This window comes from Anabaena sp. PCC 7108 (assembly GCF_000332135.1).
Lineage (GTDB): Bacteria > Cyanobacteriota > Cyanobacteriia > Cyanobacteriales > Nostocaceae > Anabaena.
Genome location: NZ_KB235896.1, coordinates 2,337,493 through 2,357,644, shown reverse-complemented (window position 1 = coordinate 2,357,644; position 20,152 = coordinate 2,337,493). Strand labels below are relative to the sequence as shown.

Annotated in this window: 15 protein-coding genes; 9 read left to right on the top strand and 6 right to left on the bottom strand. The window is 36.5% G+C overall.

Going from position 1 to position 20,152, the window contains the following annotated elements; translation table 11 throughout:
- The first annotated feature begins 1,061 nt into the window (after window positions 1–1,061).
- From ANA7108_RS0111470 to ANA7108_RS0111445, 6 genes are all read left to right on the top strand, one after another.
- Window positions 1,062–2,270 carry an ABC exporter membrane fusion protein gene (locus tag ANA7108_RS0111470; RefSeq protein WP_016950933.1) on the top strand — a complete coding sequence of 403 codons (1,209 nt, stop codon included), beginning with the start codon at window positions 1,062–1,064 and terminating at the stop codon, window positions 2,268–2,270.
- A gap of 51 nt (window positions 2,271–2,321) precedes the next feature.
- Window positions 2,322–3,500 carry an ABC transporter permease DevC gene (gene devC / locus ANA7108_RS0111465; protein WP_016950932.1) on the top strand — a complete coding sequence of 393 codons (1,179 nt, stop codon included), beginning with the start codon at window positions 2,322–2,324 and terminating at the stop codon, window positions 3,498–3,500.
- Between the two features lie 69 nt (window positions 3,501–3,569).
- Window positions 3,570–4,574, top strand: a complete 1,005-nt coding sequence (locus tag ANA7108_RS0111460; RefSeq protein ID WP_016950931.1) for an NAD(P)-dependent oxidoreductase — start codon at window positions 3,570–3,572, stop codon at window positions 4,572–4,574.
- Between the two features lie 246 nt (window positions 4,575–4,820).
- Complete coding sequence (locus ANA7108_RS0111455) at window positions 4,821–5,288, top strand: DUF2141 domain-containing protein (RefSeq protein ID WP_016950930.1); 468 nt, start codon at window positions 4,821–4,823, stop codon at window positions 5,286–5,288.
- A gap of 99 nt (window positions 5,289–5,387) precedes the next feature.
- Window positions 5,388–6,647, top strand: coding sequence for a glycosyltransferase family 2 protein (locus ANA7108_RS0111450; RefSeq protein ID WP_016950929.1), 1,260 nt, complete (start codon window positions 5,388–5,390; stop codon window positions 6,645–6,647).
- Between the two features lie 69 nt (window positions 6,648–6,716).
- The gene (locus tag ANA7108_RS0111445) at window positions 6,717–7,985 is read left to right on the top strand and encodes a glycosyltransferase (RefSeq protein ID WP_016950928.1); all 1,269 of its coding nucleotides are present in this window, start codon (window positions 6,717–6,719) and stop codon (window positions 7,983–7,985) included.
- Between the two features lie 869 nt (window positions 7,986–8,854).
- Here ANA7108_RS0111445 and ANA7108_RS0111440 read toward each other — a convergent pair.
- From ANA7108_RS0111440 to ANA7108_RS0111430, 3 genes are all read right to left on the bottom strand, one after another.
- Window positions 8,855–10,396: a GMC oxidoreductase gene (locus ANA7108_RS0111440; protein WP_016950927.1), complete on the bottom strand. Its 1,542-nt coding sequence runs from the start codon at window positions 10,394–10,396 to the stop codon at window positions 8,855–8,857.
- An 18-nt stretch (window positions 10,397–10,414) separates the two neighbouring features.
- Window positions 10,415–11,242, bottom strand: coding sequence for an SDR family oxidoreductase (locus ANA7108_RS0111435; RefSeq protein WP_016950926.1), 828 nt, complete (start codon window positions 11,240–11,242; stop codon window positions 10,415–10,417).
- Window positions 11,243–11,701: 459 nt separating this feature from the next.
- A complete protein-coding gene (locus ANA7108_RS0111430; RefSeq protein ID WP_016950925.1) occupies window positions 11,702–12,925 on the bottom strand; it encodes a lipopolysaccharide assembly protein LapB in 1,224 nt (407 codons plus the stop codon).
- 388 nt (window positions 12,926–13,313) lie between these two features.
- Between ANA7108_RS0111430 and ANA7108_RS0111425 the strand changes: the two genes are divergently transcribed.
- Entirely contained in the window at window positions 13,314–14,093 is a 780-nt protein-coding gene (locus ANA7108_RS0111425) for a phosphate ABC transporter ATP-binding protein (RefSeq protein WP_016950924.1), read from the top strand.
- Window positions 14,094–14,122: 29 nt separating this feature from the next.
- On the opposite strand, the gene ANA7108_RS0111420 is transcribed toward ANA7108_RS0111425, so the two are convergent.
- Window positions 14,123–14,848: a cytochrome b/b6 domain-containing protein gene (locus ANA7108_RS0111420; protein WP_016950923.1), complete on the bottom strand. Its 726-nt coding sequence runs from the start codon at window positions 14,846–14,848 to the stop codon at window positions 14,123–14,125.
- Window positions 14,849–15,415: 567 nt separating this feature from the next.
- Here ANA7108_RS0111420 and ANA7108_RS0111415 point away from each other — a divergent pair.
- Window positions 15,416–16,756 carry a 16S rRNA (cytosine(967)-C(5))-methyltransferase gene (locus ANA7108_RS0111415; protein ID WP_016950922.1) on the top strand — a complete coding sequence of 447 codons (1,341 nt, stop codon included), beginning with the start codon at window positions 15,416–15,418 and terminating at the stop codon, window positions 16,754–16,756.
- Between the two features lie 57 nt (window positions 16,757–16,813).
- Window positions 16,814–17,236: a TerB family tellurite resistance protein gene (locus tag ANA7108_RS0111410; RefSeq protein ID WP_016950921.1), complete on the top strand. Its 423-nt coding sequence runs from the start codon at window positions 16,814–16,816 to the stop codon at window positions 17,234–17,236.
- Window positions 17,237–17,306: 70 nt separating this feature from the next.
- On the opposite strand, the gene psb35 is transcribed toward ANA7108_RS0111410, so the two are convergent.
- Window positions 17,307–17,501: a photosystem II assembly protein Psb35 gene (gene psb35 / locus ANA7108_RS0111405; RefSeq protein ID WP_016950920.1), complete on the bottom strand. Its 195-nt coding sequence runs from the start codon at window positions 17,499–17,501 to the stop codon at window positions 17,307–17,309.
- A gap of 174 nt (window positions 17,502–17,675) precedes the next feature.
- Complete coding sequence (locus ANA7108_RS0111400) at window positions 17,676–19,958, bottom strand: transglycosylase domain-containing protein (RefSeq protein ID WP_042490433.1); 2,283 nt, start codon at window positions 19,956–19,958, stop codon at window positions 17,676–17,678.
- Between the last annotated feature and the right edge of the window lie 194 nt (window positions 19,959–20,152).

Genomic DNA, 20,152 nt, shown 5'->3' with positions numbered 1-20,152 from the left:
ATAGTTCATTTAAAGTAAGTTTAGAAAAAAATATTTTATCACTCATGTTACTTTTCTAGCTTAAATGAATAGGAACGTATAATCTTTAGCTAAAATTGACTGGCTACTGATTTCAGTAATTAGGGTTTAAATGGTCATTTTGTCTTTATAAATCAAGCTTTAAACCTCTGTTGTCTACTAAGTAACAAATCCATGAATATACATACATTTTCTTTGAACATAAATGTTCTTTTCTCAGAAAAGCATCATAATTCAGTCTCCTTTTTTGATGAATTTATAAGATAACTTGGCTTATTAAAAAAAATAGTTATTTATAAAGCAAATATTAATTGACAAGATGTTTTTGGTTAAACACTATCAGCATAACTTGTGATGAAATCTGCATATTTACAATTCCATCAAGACTATTTGATAAGGAAAATACAGATTTAATAACTAGTTTATGAGTTTATAAAAGAATAGTGAGTAGAAAATAGCTGGTTTCATCTATGTTGATAAGTCCAACTATTATCGTTATTACCAGAGAAAACTACCTGATTTACTTTGTTGACAAATAGGAATTATTTTGGCAGAATAAAATATAAGTTAATCCAGTTTTTCCAGTTAAGTATAATCACCGCTTCGTTGCATCTTGAGATGAAAAGTTTATTTGGCATTATGGTATTTGACGCTACTTTACCAAAAGCCTATTAGGGATAAAACTGAGGATAATTGAAAGTCATATTACTGTTGATTTCGTCGTTAATATTGTTACCTCTAGTGGCTAAAAAGCTTCACAAAAAATAAGCCCAAATCAATTAGCCTTAACCACTGAATAAAAGTACAGATATAGAATTACCATCTAATTTTTGTAAGCGTATCCTATACTCTGCACTTACAAAACTTAGTAGGCTTCTTTTCCTTTCCCTATTAAGAGTTTTTGCCTCCATGAGTAACTATAGCTACATCACGCAAGCTATCAGAAATCAAAGTAGATTCCTAAATAGAATAATTTCTTTTAAGTAATCTGCGAATATAACTATTACGAATATACCTGAGTAGAAAATAATTGGAATAACAATATGGCACTAAACAAAGAAAGCCAGTTATTGAAAAAAACCGCTAAGAAGTGGAAAATAATTTTGGCAGCTTCTCTTACTTTAGCAACTGGCTTAGTATCTTTCTACAGTTTTTCTCAATTAAAGCTACAACCTACTTCTCAAATTAAATCTTCTCCAGTAAATTCCATCAATGCAACTCCTATAAAAGTTGCTGTAACTGCTTTAGGACGCTTGCAACCACAAGGGAAAATTACTTATTTATCTGCTCCTAATTCTATCAATGGTGTGCGTGTAGAAAAAGTGTTGATAACTGAAGGAGATGAGGTAAAAGCAGGGCAAGTATTGGCCTATTTAGAAGATTATGCTCGTTCTAAAGCAGCTATTAAGCAAGCCTTTGATAAATTACTAGTTGCTAAATCTAAACTAGCACAGGTAAAAGCTGGAGCTAAATCTGGAGATGTTAATGCTCAAAAAGCAACAATTACTCGTTTGAATTCACAATTAAAAGGTGATATTGCATCTCAAGTAGCGACCATTAACCGCATTCAAGCTGAAGTAGATAATGCTCAAAAAGAGAGTAATCGCTATCAGCAATTATATAAAGATGGGGCAATTTCTGCTTCCATAACTGATACTAAAGCTTTGCAACTAAAAACTACTCAACAACAGTTAATAGAAGCTAAAGCATCTTTAGTACGTACTCAAAATACCTTAGAAGATCAAATAAAAGAAGCAAAAGCTAAACTCAACAGCATTAGCGAAGTACGCAATGTAGATGTTCAGTTAGCAGAAAGTGAAGTCAAAAGTGCTGAGACTGCTATTCAACAAGCCAAAGCCGACCACGATTTAACTTACATCAAATCGCCTATAGATGCCCGAATTTTGAAAATTCATGCTAAAAATGGCGAATTAATTGCTAGTTCTGGCTTTGCTGAACTCGGTAAAACATCAGATATGAATGTGGTTGCTGAAGTTTATCAAACCGATATTCAAAAAGTACGTGTTGGTCAAAAAGTTACTATCACCAGTGCTACTTTTCCTGACAAATTGCAAGGAACTGTCCAAGAAATTGGTTGGCAAGTTGAGAAACAAAGTATTTTTAGTATTAACCCCAATTCTGATACTGACAGACGCATAATTGAGGTAAAAATAGGAATTGATAACCCTGCTGATAATACAAAGGTAGCTCGATTAACTAACTTGCAGGTGGACGTTTCTATTCAAATTTAATCATTAGTCATTGATGATCCATCAACTGACAAATAACAAATAGCAAAATATATGAATATCAAAATTCCTTTGGCATGGCTACAGCTTGCCCAGCAAAGAGTGCGTTTTGTCATAGCTGTAGCTGGGATTGCATTTATAGTGCTGCTGATGTTTATTCAACTTGGTTTCCAAGATGCACTCTATTCTAGTGCTACGGCAGTTCATCAAAATCTCAAGGGGGATTTATTTTTAGTCAGTTCCCAATATAAATCTTTGACTTCCAATCAAAGCTTTTCCCGAACTCGCTTATATCAAACATTAGGTTTTGATGGTGTTGAGTCAGTTAGTTCCATGTATTTGCAATTTGCTAAATTAAAAAATCCTGCTAATGGTGAAAAATATTCAATATATGTAATTGGTTTTGATCCTGGAAATCCAGTTTTGAATATTCCCGAACTAGAGCATAATTTAGATAAACTTAAAATTCCTGACATCATGTTTTTTGACAGAGATTCCCGACCAGAATTCGGTCCAATAGCCGAAAAATTTGATCGGGGAGAAACTGAGCAAACAATTGAAATATTTCCTTTTGATGCAATTAAAGGTTATCGGGTCAGAGTGGGAGGTTTATTTAGCTTAGGTCCTTCTTTTGGTGTAGATGGAAATTTAATTGTTAGTGACTCAACTTTCCTCAGAATAAATCCTAATTCCCGTCCTGTAGAAAAGATAGATGTCGGCATTATCAAACTCAAACCTGGTGCTGAAATAAATCAGGTTCTGAAAAATTTAAAAGCCAGTTTACCTAATGATGTCCAGATTTTTACTCGTCAAGGCTTTATTGACTTTGAAAAAAAATATTGGGCTGTAAGAACTCCTATTGGGTTCATACTTAACCTAATGCTAACAATGGCTTCCGTTGTTGGTGTAGTCATTGTTTATCAAATTCTTTACAGCAATATTGCCACTCAATTTATTGCTTACGCAACTTTAAAAGCTATTGGTTATGCAAATACTTATTTATTAAATGTGGTTTTTCAACAAGCATTAATCTTGGCTATTTTAGCTTATATACCAGGGTTTATTGTTTCCTTAGGTTTATACGATTTTGCTATGAAATCCACTAATTTACCCATTGTCATGACTCTGAACAATGCCTTAATTGTCTTAACATCTATAGTTTTGATTTGCACAACTTCTGGAGCTTTAGCTATTAATAAACTTCGCTCCGCAGATCCTGCTGATATTTTCTAGTAAATCTAGATTAAATTCAGCAATTTCAGTTCACATTCAGTTCACATATTTACTTCTCAATACTTGACTATGAACCTCAACAATAAAACCATTCTCATCACCGGAATCGACGAATTTATCGGTTTGCGTGCAGCCGAGTTAGCTGTAGCTCAAGGTATGAAAGTTAGAGGATTACAAAGTTCTTCTGTACAGGATAAAAACATCCAAAATTTGGGAGTTGAAATTATTGTTGGTAGCATCACTGATGCAAAAATAGCTCAAAAAGCTTGCCAAGGAGTGGACATTGTTTTACACACAAATCAACTTGCTGAAGAAGCCGGAGAACTCAAACATTTTCGGGAAATAAATGTTAGTGGTACTCTGAATATAGCTAAAGCTGCAAAACAAGCTGGTGTCAAAACCTTCGTACATCTTTCTACTGTGCTAGTTTATGGCTTTAATTATGCGAATAATGTCACAGAAATAGGGACACTCTCTAGTGAAAATAACCCTTACTGTCAAACAAAAATTGAAGCAGAAGCAGAACTTTTACAACTCAATTCTCCATCAGATTTTGGTGTGATTATTATCCGTGCTGGAGATATTTATGGTCCAGGCAGTATGCCTTGGATAGTGCGTCCAGTAATGATGATGCGACAAAAATTATTTGCCTATGCAAATGATGGTCAGGGTGTGATGAATCATTTATATGTTGATAACTTAATTGATGCCATCTTTTTAGCTATAGAAAAAGAAACCTACGGCGAAATTTTTAACATCACAGATGGTGAAGAAACTTCCTGGAAAGAATATTTTATTCACTTAGCTGCAATGGAAGGTTTACCCGCACCTATGTCTCTTCCTAAGGAAGAAATGAAGTTATTTCTCCGTGTGCGTCATCAGGGACAAAAACTATTTCGTAAAAAAGCCGATATTCTTCCTGAGTCTGTCGATTTTATGAGTCGTCCTTATGCTTATTCTATTGCTAAAGCGACAAACATATTAAATTATCAGCCCAAGGTTGATCTTGAAGAAGGAATGAAACGCACTCATCAATGGTTACAAAAAACTGATATCCAAAAACTGATGAAATAGCCTAATTTATTGGGTAATTACATATTTGCAGCTATCAATTATCCAGCTTTAAAAATCTCTCCTATGGGTGGTAACGATAATATAGATGGGATTTTATTATTAAGGCTGAGTATAGTCAGGTAGTTTAATTTAACCCCTGAATACTTATGTTTTAAGGTTTTTTGATAGCTGCAAAACCGCTATGTTTACCTAATTTAGGAACGAGTACAGCTACGCTCTGAACCCATTATTCTGGCATCAATTAATATGTTGAAAATCTCTCGGTTTTATTATCTGTTACTGGCAACTTTATTAAGCCTAAGTTGCTCTAAAACAGTTCATGCAGAACCCACGACAACACTGACTGTAATGGTCAATGGTATACGTCATAAAACAGGTGAGATTTGCTTCAGAGTTTATGATTCTGAAAAAGGATTTCCCATGAGTAATTCTAGTGAAGTTCAAAATGGCTGCACAAAAATTACTGGTAACTCTGTCAAAAAAGTATTTTCTGGTTTAAAACCTGGTACTTATGCTGTTGCAGTGGTTGATGATCAAAATGGTGATCGCAAACTAAATAAAGATTTTTTTGGGATTCCTAAAGAAGGTTTTGGGATTTCTAAAAACCCAACTGTTTCAGTTCAAACTGGCACACCGAAATTTCGTAATTCTAGTTTTAAAATGACTAAGAATACCACTATCAATATATCCATTAAATATTCTCTTGACCCCTAATCATTGATCACAAAAAGGAATGGGGAACAGGTTATTTTCTCCATTTCCAATTTTTCCATGTTCTCATCTGCCATAATTCTGCCGGAGACTATAGATTTTATGCAAGATTTAATGACATTTCTGTCTAAGTCTTTAATAGGTTGGCTGGTTATTCAGGTATGTTTAACGGTAGTATTTTTATGGTATTTACGCTCATACAAACAACCCTTAATATCAGATGAGCAATTACCAAAAACCGCAGTAATTCTTTGTTTACGAGGTGCTGATCCATTTTTACCTAATTGTGTGCGATCGCTCTTACAACAAAATTACCCACAATACGACTTAAAGCTGATTATTGATAGTCCAGAAGACCCAGCTTTTAAAATTGCTAAAGAAGCAATTACTGAAATTGGTGCAACGAATTTCCAAATTAGTACGTTAATCACAGTTCGCCATAATTGTAGTCTCAAATGCAGTTCTTTAGTGCAAGCTGTTTCAGATTTAGATGATTCTTACAAAGTAGTTGCTCTAGTAGATGCAGATACAATTGTTCATTCTAATTGGTTACGAGAATTAGTTAGTCCTCTCACTAACGACAAAGTGGGATTAACAACAGGAAACCGTTGGTATGTACCCACAGGTAAGTATTGGGGGTCTTTGGTACGCTATGCCGGCAATGTTTCGACTGTCGTCCAAATGTTTCTTTTTCAAGTTCCTTGGGGTGGAAGTTTAGCAATTAAAACAGAAGTGCTACACCAAACGGAATTACTTGAGAAGTGGGGAGAGGCTTTTGGTGATGATATGCTGCTGCATAAAGTCATTAAAAAACACGGATTAAAAATAAAATTCGTCCCTTCTTTGTTAATGGTTAATCGAGAAGAATGCGAGTTAATAACTGTATTTGCATCTCTCAAACGCTTAATACTTTGCTCTCGACTTTATCACCCAAATTGGTTGGCTTTAGTAAGTGATGCTATTTCAAGTATCCTCTTCCCCACTTTAGTCATCATCTTAGCTCTAGGATTGTTGTTAGCAACAGAATGGGAAGGTGCAGCTTTCTTATTGAAGTCCTATAGTATTTACACAATCGGCTTACTCTTGTTAATGCTAGTGATGGAATTAGGAGTACAAGAAGTAGTTCGCTCTCAAGGTCAAATAATTGCTAAGATTTCGCTAACTACAATCATAAAAATGCTAATTGCTATTCCTTTAACACAGTGGATTTATGGATTAGCAATGCTATCTTCTCTGTGGATGTCAACAGTTACATGGCGTGGACTTACTTACAAAATTCAAGGTCCGTGGAATATTCGCTTAGTTGAATATCATCCTTATCAATGGTTAGATCAACCAATTGATGGCAAACATTCTTTGTAATCTTATGCTTGTATTTGTTGGATCAGAACATACAAAAACTGGCATTCTTATGAAATATTTCTTTTAGCCATGAACAAAAAACCTCTTCGTATAGCATTATTTACAGGATTATTTGCTCCATTTTTAACAGGAGTTTCAGTTGCAGTACATCAGCGAGTACGTTGGTTACTTGAGCAAGGACATGAAGTTTTTCTCATTCATCCAGAAATCAATAATCTATATCCTAAAGCAGTTGGTAATCGTCCCATGCCGGGATTAGATGAATTACAATCTTTTCCTAATTTCTCATCATTTGCTTTCCCTACTAAGCCACTTATTTTATACAAATCTCTACCCCAACCACTGCACTATCGCCATTGGAATGATACTAAACTGCTAGAAAAATTTCAACCCGATATTATCGTAGTTGAAGAAGCTGCACAGATGAGAGGTTTGTACTCATTCTTCTTACAAGGTTATGGTCGTCCTGTGGGAGTGAAATACGCAAAAAAAACTAAAACTCCGATTATTTCAATCTTTCATACAGATATTGTTGCCTATATTAGATATTACTTAGGCGATATATTCTTTAACTTAGTTAGTCCAATTATTCCCTTTTTAGTTAAACAGTTTAGTGAGTCTTATAATCTCAATTTATTTTCTTCGAGGGAACAACTTGCTAAATATCAAAAGTTAAAATGCCAAACAGGTGAATACCTTCCCTATCAAGGAATTAATTGCGAAAAGTTTCACCCCCGCAACATCTGTTATGATCCAATTCCCAAAGATCAGCGACCGACAATCCTTTTTGTGGGACGCATTACCGCAGAAAAAAATGTTACTCAACTTTTAGATATCTATCCGTTAATTGCTGCTAAAATTCCTGATGTTCATTTAGTTATTGTTGGTAGTGGTCCTTTAGATGCAGAAATTCGCCGTCGCGCTCAAAATTACCAATCTGGTGTTACTATTTGGGGTGAATCTCACGGCACACAACTGTTAGGATGGTTCGCTAGAGCAGATGTTTTTATTAACCCTTCAGTTACTGAAAACTTCTGCACTACAAATAACGAAGCTTTAGCTTCTGGAACTCCTGTAGTTGCTGCTGTTGCTCCCTCAACGGCTGAACAAGTCATACCCGGTTATAACGGTTTTCTGGCTCAACCTAACAATCCCAAAGATTTTGCCCAAAAGATAATTACGATTCTAGAAAATCCTGAACTCAAAGCACAATTATCTCAGCAAGCTAGACCTTCTATATTAGAATTTGATTGGTCGGTATGTACCCAAAAGTTTGAAAATAGGCTCTATGAGTTAGTGGAAATACCGGAAAAATTGGAATTTTCTAATAATTCGTAATTATAGCTTTTGTACAGATAATGTCAAAGTTTTGATTTACCTGATGGGCAGTTTTTCAATTGCCCTTAAAGTTATTAATTGATGTCTAAATCCTAGTAATTACTAATGAATTTAGAAAAAATAGCCAATCTGGCTACATATTCTTGGTTAGCTCTGGTAAAGTATTGCAGTAATTGACCTGTGGACTTTTAGGATCTAAGTTCGAGATATTTGTAAACTTTGCCATAGTGTTCTCAGTAGGAAAATGACCTACTTCAACTGATTATGCTATTGGTATTGTCCTCAACTGTGCCTAAAAATCTGTAGACCTCATAAGTAATTTCTTATGGGGTCTTTTCTCATCTCCAAATATGGAGCTTGAGGAAATACTCGACAAAATTACTGTAATTATGTCTCAATATGGTTCAGTTAAGCCTAAAAATTTTTTTAAAAACGAACCACAGAGGCGCAGAGAACACTGAGAAGAGAGAATAAAACATTCTTAACTTTATAGGACTTACGCACTGTACGAATCTGCCATGATGTGAATGAACGAAATTGCGTCGTTTTCGCCTTTGGGAATAACTTATTGAGTAAGGTGCGTTAGATAGAGAGAATCTGTTTTTTGTGAAAATATCGTGTCTGACGTGGTTGGTGAGCTTGCCGAACCACACCCTACAAGAAATATAATTCATATTACTAGACATAACTCCTGAAATTATGTCTTAGTCTTTCTATCTATAGACTTGATCTTTTATATTTTGTTAGTGAAAATACAAATAAGTCTAACATCCTGTAGGCTCTCTTGGTGACAACTTAACCTTATCCAATTTCCATAGTCCGCACTAGCGGACTTTATTTATTTGTACTCAAAATTGTGTAGGAGATTTTCACTTGATTCTAGCTAATAAATGATCTCCTACTCGCAGAGCATTTGCCATAATAGTGAGTGATGGATTCAAAGCATTACTCGAAGGAAAAAAGCTGCCATCAACGATATAAAGGTTATCAATATCATGAGTCCGACAATTGATATCTAATACCGAAGTTTTTGGATCTTCTCCAAAACGACAAGTCCCACATTGATGGGCAACTTCTCTCATACCCATGTTCTGGGGAAGATGCAAAGCTAATTGTTTTGTGGTTTGATATTGGCTAATTGATTTTAATACTTCAGTCCAGCGGTTGAGTAAACGATTAAATGCTATCTTGTTATTTTTAGTGTATTCAATATAAATTTTATTATTGTTAATACTGATTTTGTTATTGTAATCTGGTAAATCTTCTGTTATCATCAACCAAGAAATAGAATGATTCGCTACTGATTCAGCAATAACCTGAGGCATTAAAGGCGGTCCATAGGCAGTTATTTTATCTTTATTGACATTACCAAGTAATTGGATACTACCCATTGGGTAAGCAAAATCTTTTTCTCCCCAATAAAAATCATTTACTGCTAAAGTTTTGGGGAAAATTGTCGGATTTGACTTAGTACTCAAAGTCATGAGTACCCCAAAGTTATGTGTCATGTAATTTCGACCCACTAAATTAGAACTATTAGCTAATCCGTTGGGGTGTTGGTCATTAGCAGATTTTAGTAATAATACTGCGGAATTAATTGCACCACAAGCAACAATTACAATATCTCCAGAAAACATCTCCAGCTGTCCTGCTATTTCTGCTTCTACACCAGTAACTTCTCGACCAGATTCATTAGTATGTAAACGGACTACTTTTGCTTGAGTTATTAATGTCAGATTTTTATATGCTATTGCTGGATTTATACAGTTAATATCGGCATCACTCTTAGCATTAATTAAACATGGAAAACCATCACAAGTATCACAACGAATACATTTATTTAAATGCCGATTTACTTGATTTAGCTTAATAGCAAGTGGTAGATAAAATGGATGTAAACCTTTATCTTTTAAAGAATAATTAATTTCCTGAATATAAGGTTCATGACTGACTGGAGGAAAAGGATATTCTGAAGTAGTATGTGGTTCTGTAGGATCAAGACCTCTTTGTCCATGTACTTCATAAAGTTTTTCTGCTTGGTCATAGTAGGGTGAGAAATCTTGATATTTTAATGGCCATTCAGGAGAAATACCGTCTTGATGAATGACCGTTTCAAAATCACGATCACGAAATCTAAATAAAGCACCACCATAAAATTTAGTATTGCCACCTACATAATAATGAGTCAATGGGTTAATGACTTTACCATCTTTTTCATACCACACTTCTGAAGTCCGATAACGTTCTTTTTGTGATACTTCATGAGTATCCCAATTAGCTTTTTCTTTGGGGACAAAGTCACCCCGTTCTAAAACTAAAATTTTCTTGCCACTGCTTGCTAGTCGATATGCTAAAGTAGCACCACCTGCACCTGTACCAATGATGATGAAGTCATAATGACAATCAGTCATTTTATTTCTCCGTTTTAATTAAAGTTTTTCAAGATCACGCATTTGATTTTCTGCACAGGTTTGGTTGAGTTTATTTACACCAATCCACCGAAAAATTAAATCACCAAATTTAGGAAAAAGCTGGATGTTAGAAAATAAAAGTTTTGTTAAAATTCCATCTAGCATGACTTCTGGTTGATTGTGCTGAATGGCTTTTATGACAGCAATTGCTACTTCTGTAGGTTCAGAAACACGTGCTAAAGAAGGTGCAGACAGTCCAAAAGCATGAAACATTCCTGCATTGGTATATCCTGGACAAATAACTGATACCCCTATAGAACTATCAGCTAATTCTTGTCTGATTGCATCAGTCCACATAATTAAACCAGCTTTACTAGCTGAATAAATACTGTTATAAGGCGCTCCTTTTTTACCAGAACCAGAGGCAATATTTACAATATGACCACTATTTTGAGCGATCATTTTCGGCAATATTAACCTGGTTAATTCCATACCTGTGATCAGATTTGTAGTTAATATAGACTGAATATCTTCTAAGGTATAATGCTGAAAAGGTCGATATTTTTCTATGGCAGCATTATTAATTAGAATATCAATTGTTCCTGTAACTTCATAAATTTGATTTAACAAAATAGATAGGTCTGTAATTCTGCTAATATCAAAACAAAAGCTAATACATTTACCGCCTAATTCATCTACTTCATCAGATATTTTTTTGAGCTTTTCTGGTGATCTGGATACTGCTAATATAGTGGCTTTTTCTTTGGCTAAAGTATGAGCAATATATACTCCAATTCCTCCGGTCGCTCCAGTTAAAAGGACTGTTTTATCTGCAATTGATTTCATGATTTAATGTGATTAATAGGTGTGGTTTTATGTGAAATTTGACTCTTTTTCCTCGCCGCTGCGGAGATGATTAGGGAAAGGGTTTTGAGTTGGGGGTTTAAGTAAATATATAAGTTGGTTGATTTACGCCATTTTGCTTATATAGAATTGCAGCAATACTTAGGTTATTAATGTTGTGGTTGATGCATTTAATAGCTTTGGTTTCAATTTAGCTTATTGGTGAATATGATTTTAGTAAATTTGATACTTTTTGGAAAAATATCCAATCCGAAACAAAACTAAAACTAATTTATGTTGCGTTGAGAAATCTATTCCTTAAGAAAGTATAGTAAAGAGAAAGTATAACCCAAGCTACTTTTATTTTTAACTAAGGTAAATTATTTGCATATAAAAAAATACCCAACTTATCTAAAACTTATCTAGAAAGTTGAGTATCTGATACTTTTGAGTTGTTATCAATTAAAATTTGGCTTTTGATAAGGTATCAATTTTCTGAGTAAAGTATATTTCTTCATGTTTAAGTTGTTGTGCTAATTCTAGTCCCTTTTGAAAAGCTGTTAGTGCTTTGGAATTGTCTTGGCGTTCTAAATACAATTCTCCAATTTGGTCATAAGCTTGCATCAATCCATAAACGTTAGTTGCTAGTTTTTCTGTCTCCAAAAGAATCTGGCTGGTTTGTAAAGCTTCATCGATTTGGTTTTGTGAGCGGTAAAGCGTGATTAGCTTTTGTAAAGCTTCACTAGCAGTAACATATTGCTGTAATTGCCAAGCAATTGTATAAGCTTCTTGATAGTTATTAAAAGCTGCTTGTAGCAAATTAGGATTTTCCTGAGAGAGAGATTGATAGTTGGAAGCGATCGCTATCTTTAAACTCGGAACTTGGGTAAGATTATTCTCATCTGTATAAAGAGATACTAAATTATTGAGAACATTTATCCCCTGTTGATGCTGTTTTGCTTTTTCATAAATGTAAACTAGCTGTTGCAAATACGCTACTTCATCCAACTTGTCATTTTTTATTTGAGCTAGATTTAACAGTTCTTGATATGTGCTTGCGGCTGGGGAATAATCAAACCAACTCAGATGAATTTCCCCAATTGTTTTTAAGGTTTCCAGTTCGGCATTTGTATCATTTTGCTGGCGCACTAATGTTAAAATTTGTTGGTAGACTCCCACAGCTAACTTGGGAACACGCATTTTTTGATATCCATCACCTAGCGATCGCCATAATTCTAAATCAGTGCTTTTCTGAGTCAAGATTTGCTTTTCAATTACTTGTAAGCGCTGAGTAATATATTTTACTTCCTGTCGCTGATTTTCATTCCAAGCGATCGCCCCAATTCGTGATAATGCTTCTACCTCAGCCAATAAACCTAAAAAACGCCGCAAACGTAGTTCCCGATTCCAAATCTCAAATGCCTTTTCCTTGTCCCCACCTTGTAACGTCACCACAGCTTGTTGATTTAACTCATCTAGAGAAATCTCCAACTTTTGCATTTCTTCCCGTGTTAAGGGTTGTTTATCTAGGCCACCTCGGATTAAAGGATCGGGTGTGGTAATCTCTAATGGACTAGGAGGAAATTTATCCAGTTGTTCTGGCTTTTTATTTTCTGCCATTGCCAAAGGAATACACAAATGCAAAAACATCACAGTCGTAACTATCAAATTTAAACGCTGTAGCATAACCAATTTACCTATATTTCTGAAAATTATCCAGAGAATGGAGCATTACCAATTTGTTTGACCCATAACTGATTGATAATTATCCCCATTACCCATTACACTTTTTTATGTCATTTCGACTTTTCTTTAGAAACTCTTTATTTTAGCAATTTTTTAATCTCTAATTTTTCATGATTGCAGAAAAAGTACTATAGTAACAATTAGTAATTACAATTTCGTCAAAGTTAAAATTACAGTAATTTACTTCCGTAAATATCCAGTGACTAGGTACTTGCTGTTTATCAATTTAATTTATTCATTGCTCTCTCTACCAAACAAGATAGTGAAACAGCAAAACTGATTTTCACTACATAGCTCAATTAATATTGGTTTCATAGGGTTTGTCAGCATGAGTAAAATAATTCCTGCCATCAGAGTTAAAAATTTCAGTTTCTATTACGACACCAAAAAAATCATTGAAAGTGTGTCGATGGATATTCCTCAAAATAAAATTACCGCTATTATGGGTCCGAGCGGTTGTGGCAAGTCTACTTTTTTAAAATCTCTAAATCGCATGAGTGAGTTAGAAGGAGAAGTGTGTATTGAAGGAAAAGTAGAATTTTTTGGTCAAAATGTTTATGGTCGTCGTGTCAACTTAACTAGGCTACGTCGTCAAATTAGTACAATTTATGCCAAACCAAATCTCTTTCCTATGAGCATTTACGATAATGTTGCTTATGGGATAAAATTAGTAGGATGGCACCCAAAATCAGAACTAGATGAGATAGTTGAATTAGCACTAAAATCTGCTAATCTCTGGGAAGAAGTCAAAAATAAACTGTATAAATCTGCTTTAGAAATATCCTATGGACAACAACAGAGATTGTGTATTGCTCGCGCTTTAGCAGTCAAACCCCAAGTTTTGCTTATTGATGAACTTGGTGCTGGACTTGATCCTGTTTCTACGATGCAAATTGAAGAATTAATCGAGTGTTTGCGTTCTGAATTGACAATTGTTTTTATTTCTCACAATATTCAGCAAGTGTCTCGCTTATCAGATTTTACAGCTTTATTTCACTACAACGAAAATGGCCTTGGACAACTGCTAGAATGCGCCCCTACAAAGAAACTTCTGCCCCACACTATTGATTACCGCATTCGTGATTATGCATCAGGAAGGATACGTTAAGCGATCGCTAACCACATTAAGTCTTGGCTTTATTCACCACCGGAGAAAAATAACGGTAAAACAAATGCTGCCATAATTCCCCCCAATACAATCACTTCCATCATCTTCAATAATAAACTACTCGTTATAAACTGATCAACTTCTCTCTGAAAGTTATTGGTAAAATTATCCAACCAACCACGCAAACGACCATACCAGTTAGCAGGACTATCTTCTGGGCGGAATTTCCATGAGAATATTGATAGTAATAATGGCACACCACCAACTTTAGCTGACATCAAAATATGAATTGCTAAACCAAAAATCATTATCACCCAAGCTATCGAGTGAAGGTAATACCAAATATGATCAAGTTCTCCCGTAGGTAGCCATTCTTCCTTCATCATCCTGCCAGATATCACCGCTAAAACCGCAGCAAGTAACATTTTAGTATTTACTAAACGTTGTAGGCTTACCCACCAAATCGGTTTACCAAATTGAGTTAGTTTTTGGATAGAGTCTGATTGTAGTAAGCGTCTTTTTCCAGCATGAAAGCTATAAAGAGCGAAAAACGGCAGAAAAATTAAGAAAAATAGCCCAAATGTCCCGTGAATATCTTGTATTGGATTAATTTTAGGAAGTGGGATTTGACCAAATCTTTTGTCAAAAGTATTGTAAATTAAGAACCCGCTAATAATTGTGCCAATTACTAAAATCCCACTGACACCATGCAGGATTCGCAATAACAAGGGTTGATAGGGTGCTGAACGATTCATAAGCTGATTAGTGATTTATTGAATAGGCTAATTTTGCCATAAATCCTGCATACCGTACTTATGAACATCCAGAAAACTAGACAAGCACTCACGAATTTATTAAAGGTAATTGCACACTCACTTTAATACCTGTCATGGAGGCTTGTTGCATGGTTGAGCAAAATAAGTTAGAAACTCAAATCTTAAATACAGCAGATTGTCGGTAAATGAAGCAGGACTTACGCAACTGGCACATTGGTAGGGTGCGTCAGACTGCATAAATCTAGTAAATAAACAGATTTTTGATATCTGACGCACCCTACAATAGATTTTTGGTGTGACACGCAGCTTTAGTCCTATGAAGTACAAAATTTAAGAACAAAGCCATATAAAAAAGGGCGTTGCTGAATAAGAGAATGATTGAGGCTAACGCGGAAGGAGACGCGGTGATTATATATTGATGCAGATTCTCAAATCATCCCGCAATTATGCAACGCCGCCATCTAAAAAAAGAGTTTCCACCCTGTTCTCTGTTCCCTGATCATTACGACAATTTTTCACGCCAACCTACTTATTTTCCTGAATTTCATGACAAATCCCCGTCAATTAGCCTTTATTGCTCTTAAAGAAGTTCACAAAGGAGCTTATGCTGATGTTGCTTTAGACCGAGTGCTACAAAAGTTTAAGTTGCTCGATAATGACCGTCGTTTAATGACAGAATTAGTCTATGGTAGCGTGAGAAGACAACGTACCCTAGATACTATAATTGACCAACTTGCTACTAAGAAAACCCAGCAACAACCAAAAGACCTCCGCACTATTTTACATCTCGGTTTTTACCAACTGCGTTATCAAGAAAGAATACCCGTTTCTGCGGCTGTAAATACCACCGTCGAATTAGCAAAGGAAAATGGTTTTCCTGGTTTAACTGGCTTTGTCAATGGTTTATTACGTCAATATCTCCGGGTGGCAGAAAAATCCTCAGAACCACTTAATTTACCAGAAAATCCGGTAGAAAGGTTGGGAATTTTACACAGTTTCCCTAATTGGATAATTGAAGTGTGGTTATCACAATTGGGTTTTGAGGAAACCGAAAAACTTTGTATCTGGATGAATCAAACCCCGACAATTGATTTACGGGTAAATATTCTTCGTAGTTCTTTAGAAGAGGTAGAATCGGCTTTTGAGTCTGCGGGGGTTTTAGTTAAACGTATTCCCCATTTACCCCAAGCTTTACGATTCATTGGGAATACTGGTGCAATTCAAAATTTACCTGGTTTCCATGAAGGTTGGTGGACTGTTCAAGATAGTAGCGCCCAATTAGTTGGTTATTTACTTGACCCTCAACCCGATGATGTGGTGATTGATGTTTGTGCTGCACCAGGGGGGAAAACAACACATATTGCTGAGTTAATGGGAGATAAGGGCAAAATTTGGGCTTGTGATCAAACTGCTTCCCGGTTACGCAAATTAAAAGAAAATGCCCAACGTCTGCATTTACAATCTATCGAGATTTGTACAGGAGATAGCCGCAACTTACCACAATTCTACCAAACCGCTGACTGTGTATTACTTGATGCTCCTTGTTCCGGTTTGGGAACCATGCACCGTCACGCTGATGCCCGTTGGCGACAAACACCAACATCTGTAAAGGAACTTTCCCAACTACAAAAAGAATTATTATCACATAATGCAAATTTTGTCAAGACTGGTGGGGTTTTAGTTTATGCAACTTGTACACTGCATCCGACAGAGAATGAAGAAGTAATTTCTGAGTTTTTAGCAGCAAATCCCCATTGGCAAATAGAGTCTCACTCTTTTGATTTACTTAATAGTGCTGCTCCTGGTTGGTTAAAAGTTTGGCCTCATCAACAGGATATGGATGGGTTTTTTATGGTGCGCTTAAGAAAAACCAATAATTACGAGTGAATATTGCTAACGATTGTACCATTTGATTGAAGCCGCAATCTACCAGAGGAGGCAGCAATGGTTACTCATTCTCATGTAAAAAAATTAGTTAAAATTTTGATTGGAGCCGCTTGGATTGATGGCAGAATCCAGCCGGAAGAAAGGCAATATTTACGGGAAATCGCTCAGGCTAAAGGCTTGGCTAATGATCCTGAAATTAAACCTTGGCTGTATGAATTAGTTCCCGTACAGCCAAAAGATTGTTATAAATGGGTCAGAGAGTATCTAGGCGATCGCCCTAGTTTGGAAGATTGCGAAAATTTAATTGAAGCCATCAGCGGCTTAATTTACAGTGACGGTGAGGTAGGAATCGAAGAAGCCAGATTGCTAACAACGTTGGAGGAGTTAAGCAAGTCTAACGAGTCAAACCAATCGGCTCATACTACTTTGCTTAAACAAATTAAAAAGCTTTACCGTCGTTGGGTTGAGGTTCAAAATTAAGGTAATGGAGAATGGGTAATTGGTAATGGGTAATAAATTTTTCCCACTTACCAATTACCAATCACCAAATTTAATCTTTATCAACCTTAGGTACAAAGTCAGGACGATCTTTGCTTTCCCAACCTGCGGGACGTTTTGAGTTGTACCAAGCAATTGAGCCAATGGTGACAGCAGCAATAAAACCTACTACATACACCAAAGTAAAAGCTAAGGGGAAATGTGGTCCGGCTGCGGCTGGTGCTGCTGATTGAAGTAATAAATGCATGAGTATATTCTCCTACTTTGAGGTAACACTTCTTAACAAAGTATAAAACGAGCTTATCACTTACATCCCCCTCTAGTTTGAAATACTTGACATCTAATGGTATTTACTTTTGATGATCCGCCCATAGCACTTATGAAAAACCACAGGTTTAAAGACTTTCTCAGCAAGTCCTAATTATTCAGAAGAAGCGCCTGGTTTAAGTCTTTCCCGCCAAGAGGGCTGAACAGCAGGTGAAGAGTTAGCAGCACCGTTATTTCTACTTCTGCTGCGCCGACGAGAACTAGAAGATGATTCCGAAGAAGAATTATTGCTAGATTCTTCAGAGCGATCGCGTCGTCGTCTTCTTCTAGGAGTGGTATCTTCTTGTTGTTGGTAACGTCTTCTCCGTCTTGGGGTATAGTTCGATGACTGTTCTTCTACTTGAGTATCTCGTCTTCTGCGTCTGCGTCTGCTTGATGAATTAGAATTGTCGGTATTATCCTCATCCGATTTTTCATCATTATTAGAAAAAGAGACATTGACAATTTTTTTCGGTTTGATGGGCTGGGCTGTAATTGTCCCTTTGCGATTTTCCAACTTAGGACGTGCAGGAAACTTCTCTACAGACATACCCACCACCGCTTTTGCCATAAATTCATGCCAGGTATAAGCGGCGCTGCTACTACTCCCATAAGTAGGGCGGTTATTATCGTTACCTAGCCAAACTCCTGCTACGACTTGGGGAATATAACCAATAAACCATAAATCACGGGCTTCATCAGAAGTACCAGTTTTGCCAGCCACGGGTCTATCATCTAATTGGGCAGCACCACCAGTTCCGTTGTTGACAACGTTGCGTAACATCCAGGTCATAATGGCGCTACTATCAGCATCCAAAACCTGTTTAGATGGGAAATCAGCAGACCAAATTACCTGACCTTGACGGTTAAGTATGCGACGAATACCATGAACTTCTGTATGTGATCCTTGGTTGGCAAAAGAACCATACGCACTGGTTAATTCCAGGAGATTGACTTCATTAGAACCGAGAGCCAAAGAATAAGTCGGTTTCAGTTCTGATTTAATTCCCATATCATGGGCAAGTTTAATTGTTGGCTCAAATCCCACATCGATTAACAACCTGACTGCAATTGTGTTGATGGAGCGAGTCAGGGCATCTCTGAGGTTCATCCAACCATAGAATTTTTCGCTGTAATTTTTTGGTTCATAACCATCTACTACCAAAGGTTGATCTACATAACCGTCATAGGGACTCTTACCTGTAGCGATCGCAGTAGCATAGACAAAACCCTTAAATGTCGAGCCTGGTTGCCGTTGGGCTTGAGTAACTCGATTAAACTGGTTTTTATTAAAGTCTTTACCCCCCACCATTGCTTGGATTTCTCCATTACGGGGATCGATAGCTACTAAAGCTGCTTCTTTAAAATTCTCCCATCTACCTTGATTTTTTAAAGTTTTAGCAACTGCCTCTTCGGCTGATTTTTGCCAATTGGGATTTAAAGTTGTTTCTACTAATAAACCGCCTCCTGCCAATACATCAGCAGAAATATATTTGGGCAATTCCTGCTGAACGTAGGTAGTAAAGTAAGGAAACTCGACTTGCAACCGTTTGGGTAAACTACTGTTAACAGTCAGTTTTTCTTGAATCGCAGCTTGTCTTTGCTCTGGTGTAATTACTCCATCTTCCTGCATCCGTTGCAAGACCAAATTTCGGCGCTCTATTGCCGCTTTGGGATTCTTATCTGGGGCGTAGATGTTGGGAGCGGGGGCTAGTCCGGCAATGGTTGCCATTTCTGACAACGTGAGTTGATCTACTGTTTTACTAAAATATACCCAGGCGGCATCTCCGACACCGTAGGCTCCAGAACCCAAATAAACCAGATTCAGGTAACGTTCTAAAATCTGGTCTTTGGTCAATTCTTGCTCCATTTTTTGAGCCAAACGGACTTCCTTGAGTTTGCGCCAGAGAGTCCGTTCTTGGGTGAGGAAGAGAATTCGTGCCACTTGCTGGGTAATGGTACTACCACCTTCTACCACATTTTGCGATCGCAAATTATTTACAACTGCTCTGATGATACCTTGAGTATCGACCCCATTGTGTTGTGCAAATCTTCGGTCTTCTGAAGCGATAAAAGCTTTCTTTAAGTTATCTGGTATTTGCTCTAGCTTTAGCTGTTCCCTTGTCGCTTCTCCTTGCTGTTGAAGAACAGTACCATCCCCAGCTTTAATAGTCAGCGTTTGCTCTCGCACTACTGCGTTTAGTTCAGCTTTATCTGGTAAAGAGCGATCTATAGAACCTATACCGTAACTAAAAGCAATAATTCCGCCACCTAAACCCAAGCCTGTCCAAAACCAAATCCGACGATAAAAAGGTTTATCGCTCCTACCAATCCTGGCAACCATCCCAGATGATATGTTCGTCATCTGGTTCAGTAACTGCTTTGCTTTCACCAACATGGTTTGTGGTAAGTTGTCATGTCTGGACTCCTCTTTTTTGTGATGATTCCCAAGTGGCAATAGCAGTTTCTCCTCGTCACAGTTACTTGTATTTGTTGACTTTTACTCCAAGTCTTGGCCACAGAACTATCATGACTAGATTTGGTGTTAGAGCAAGACCTTAGTGCTAGTATAATATCCCATAAATAATCAAC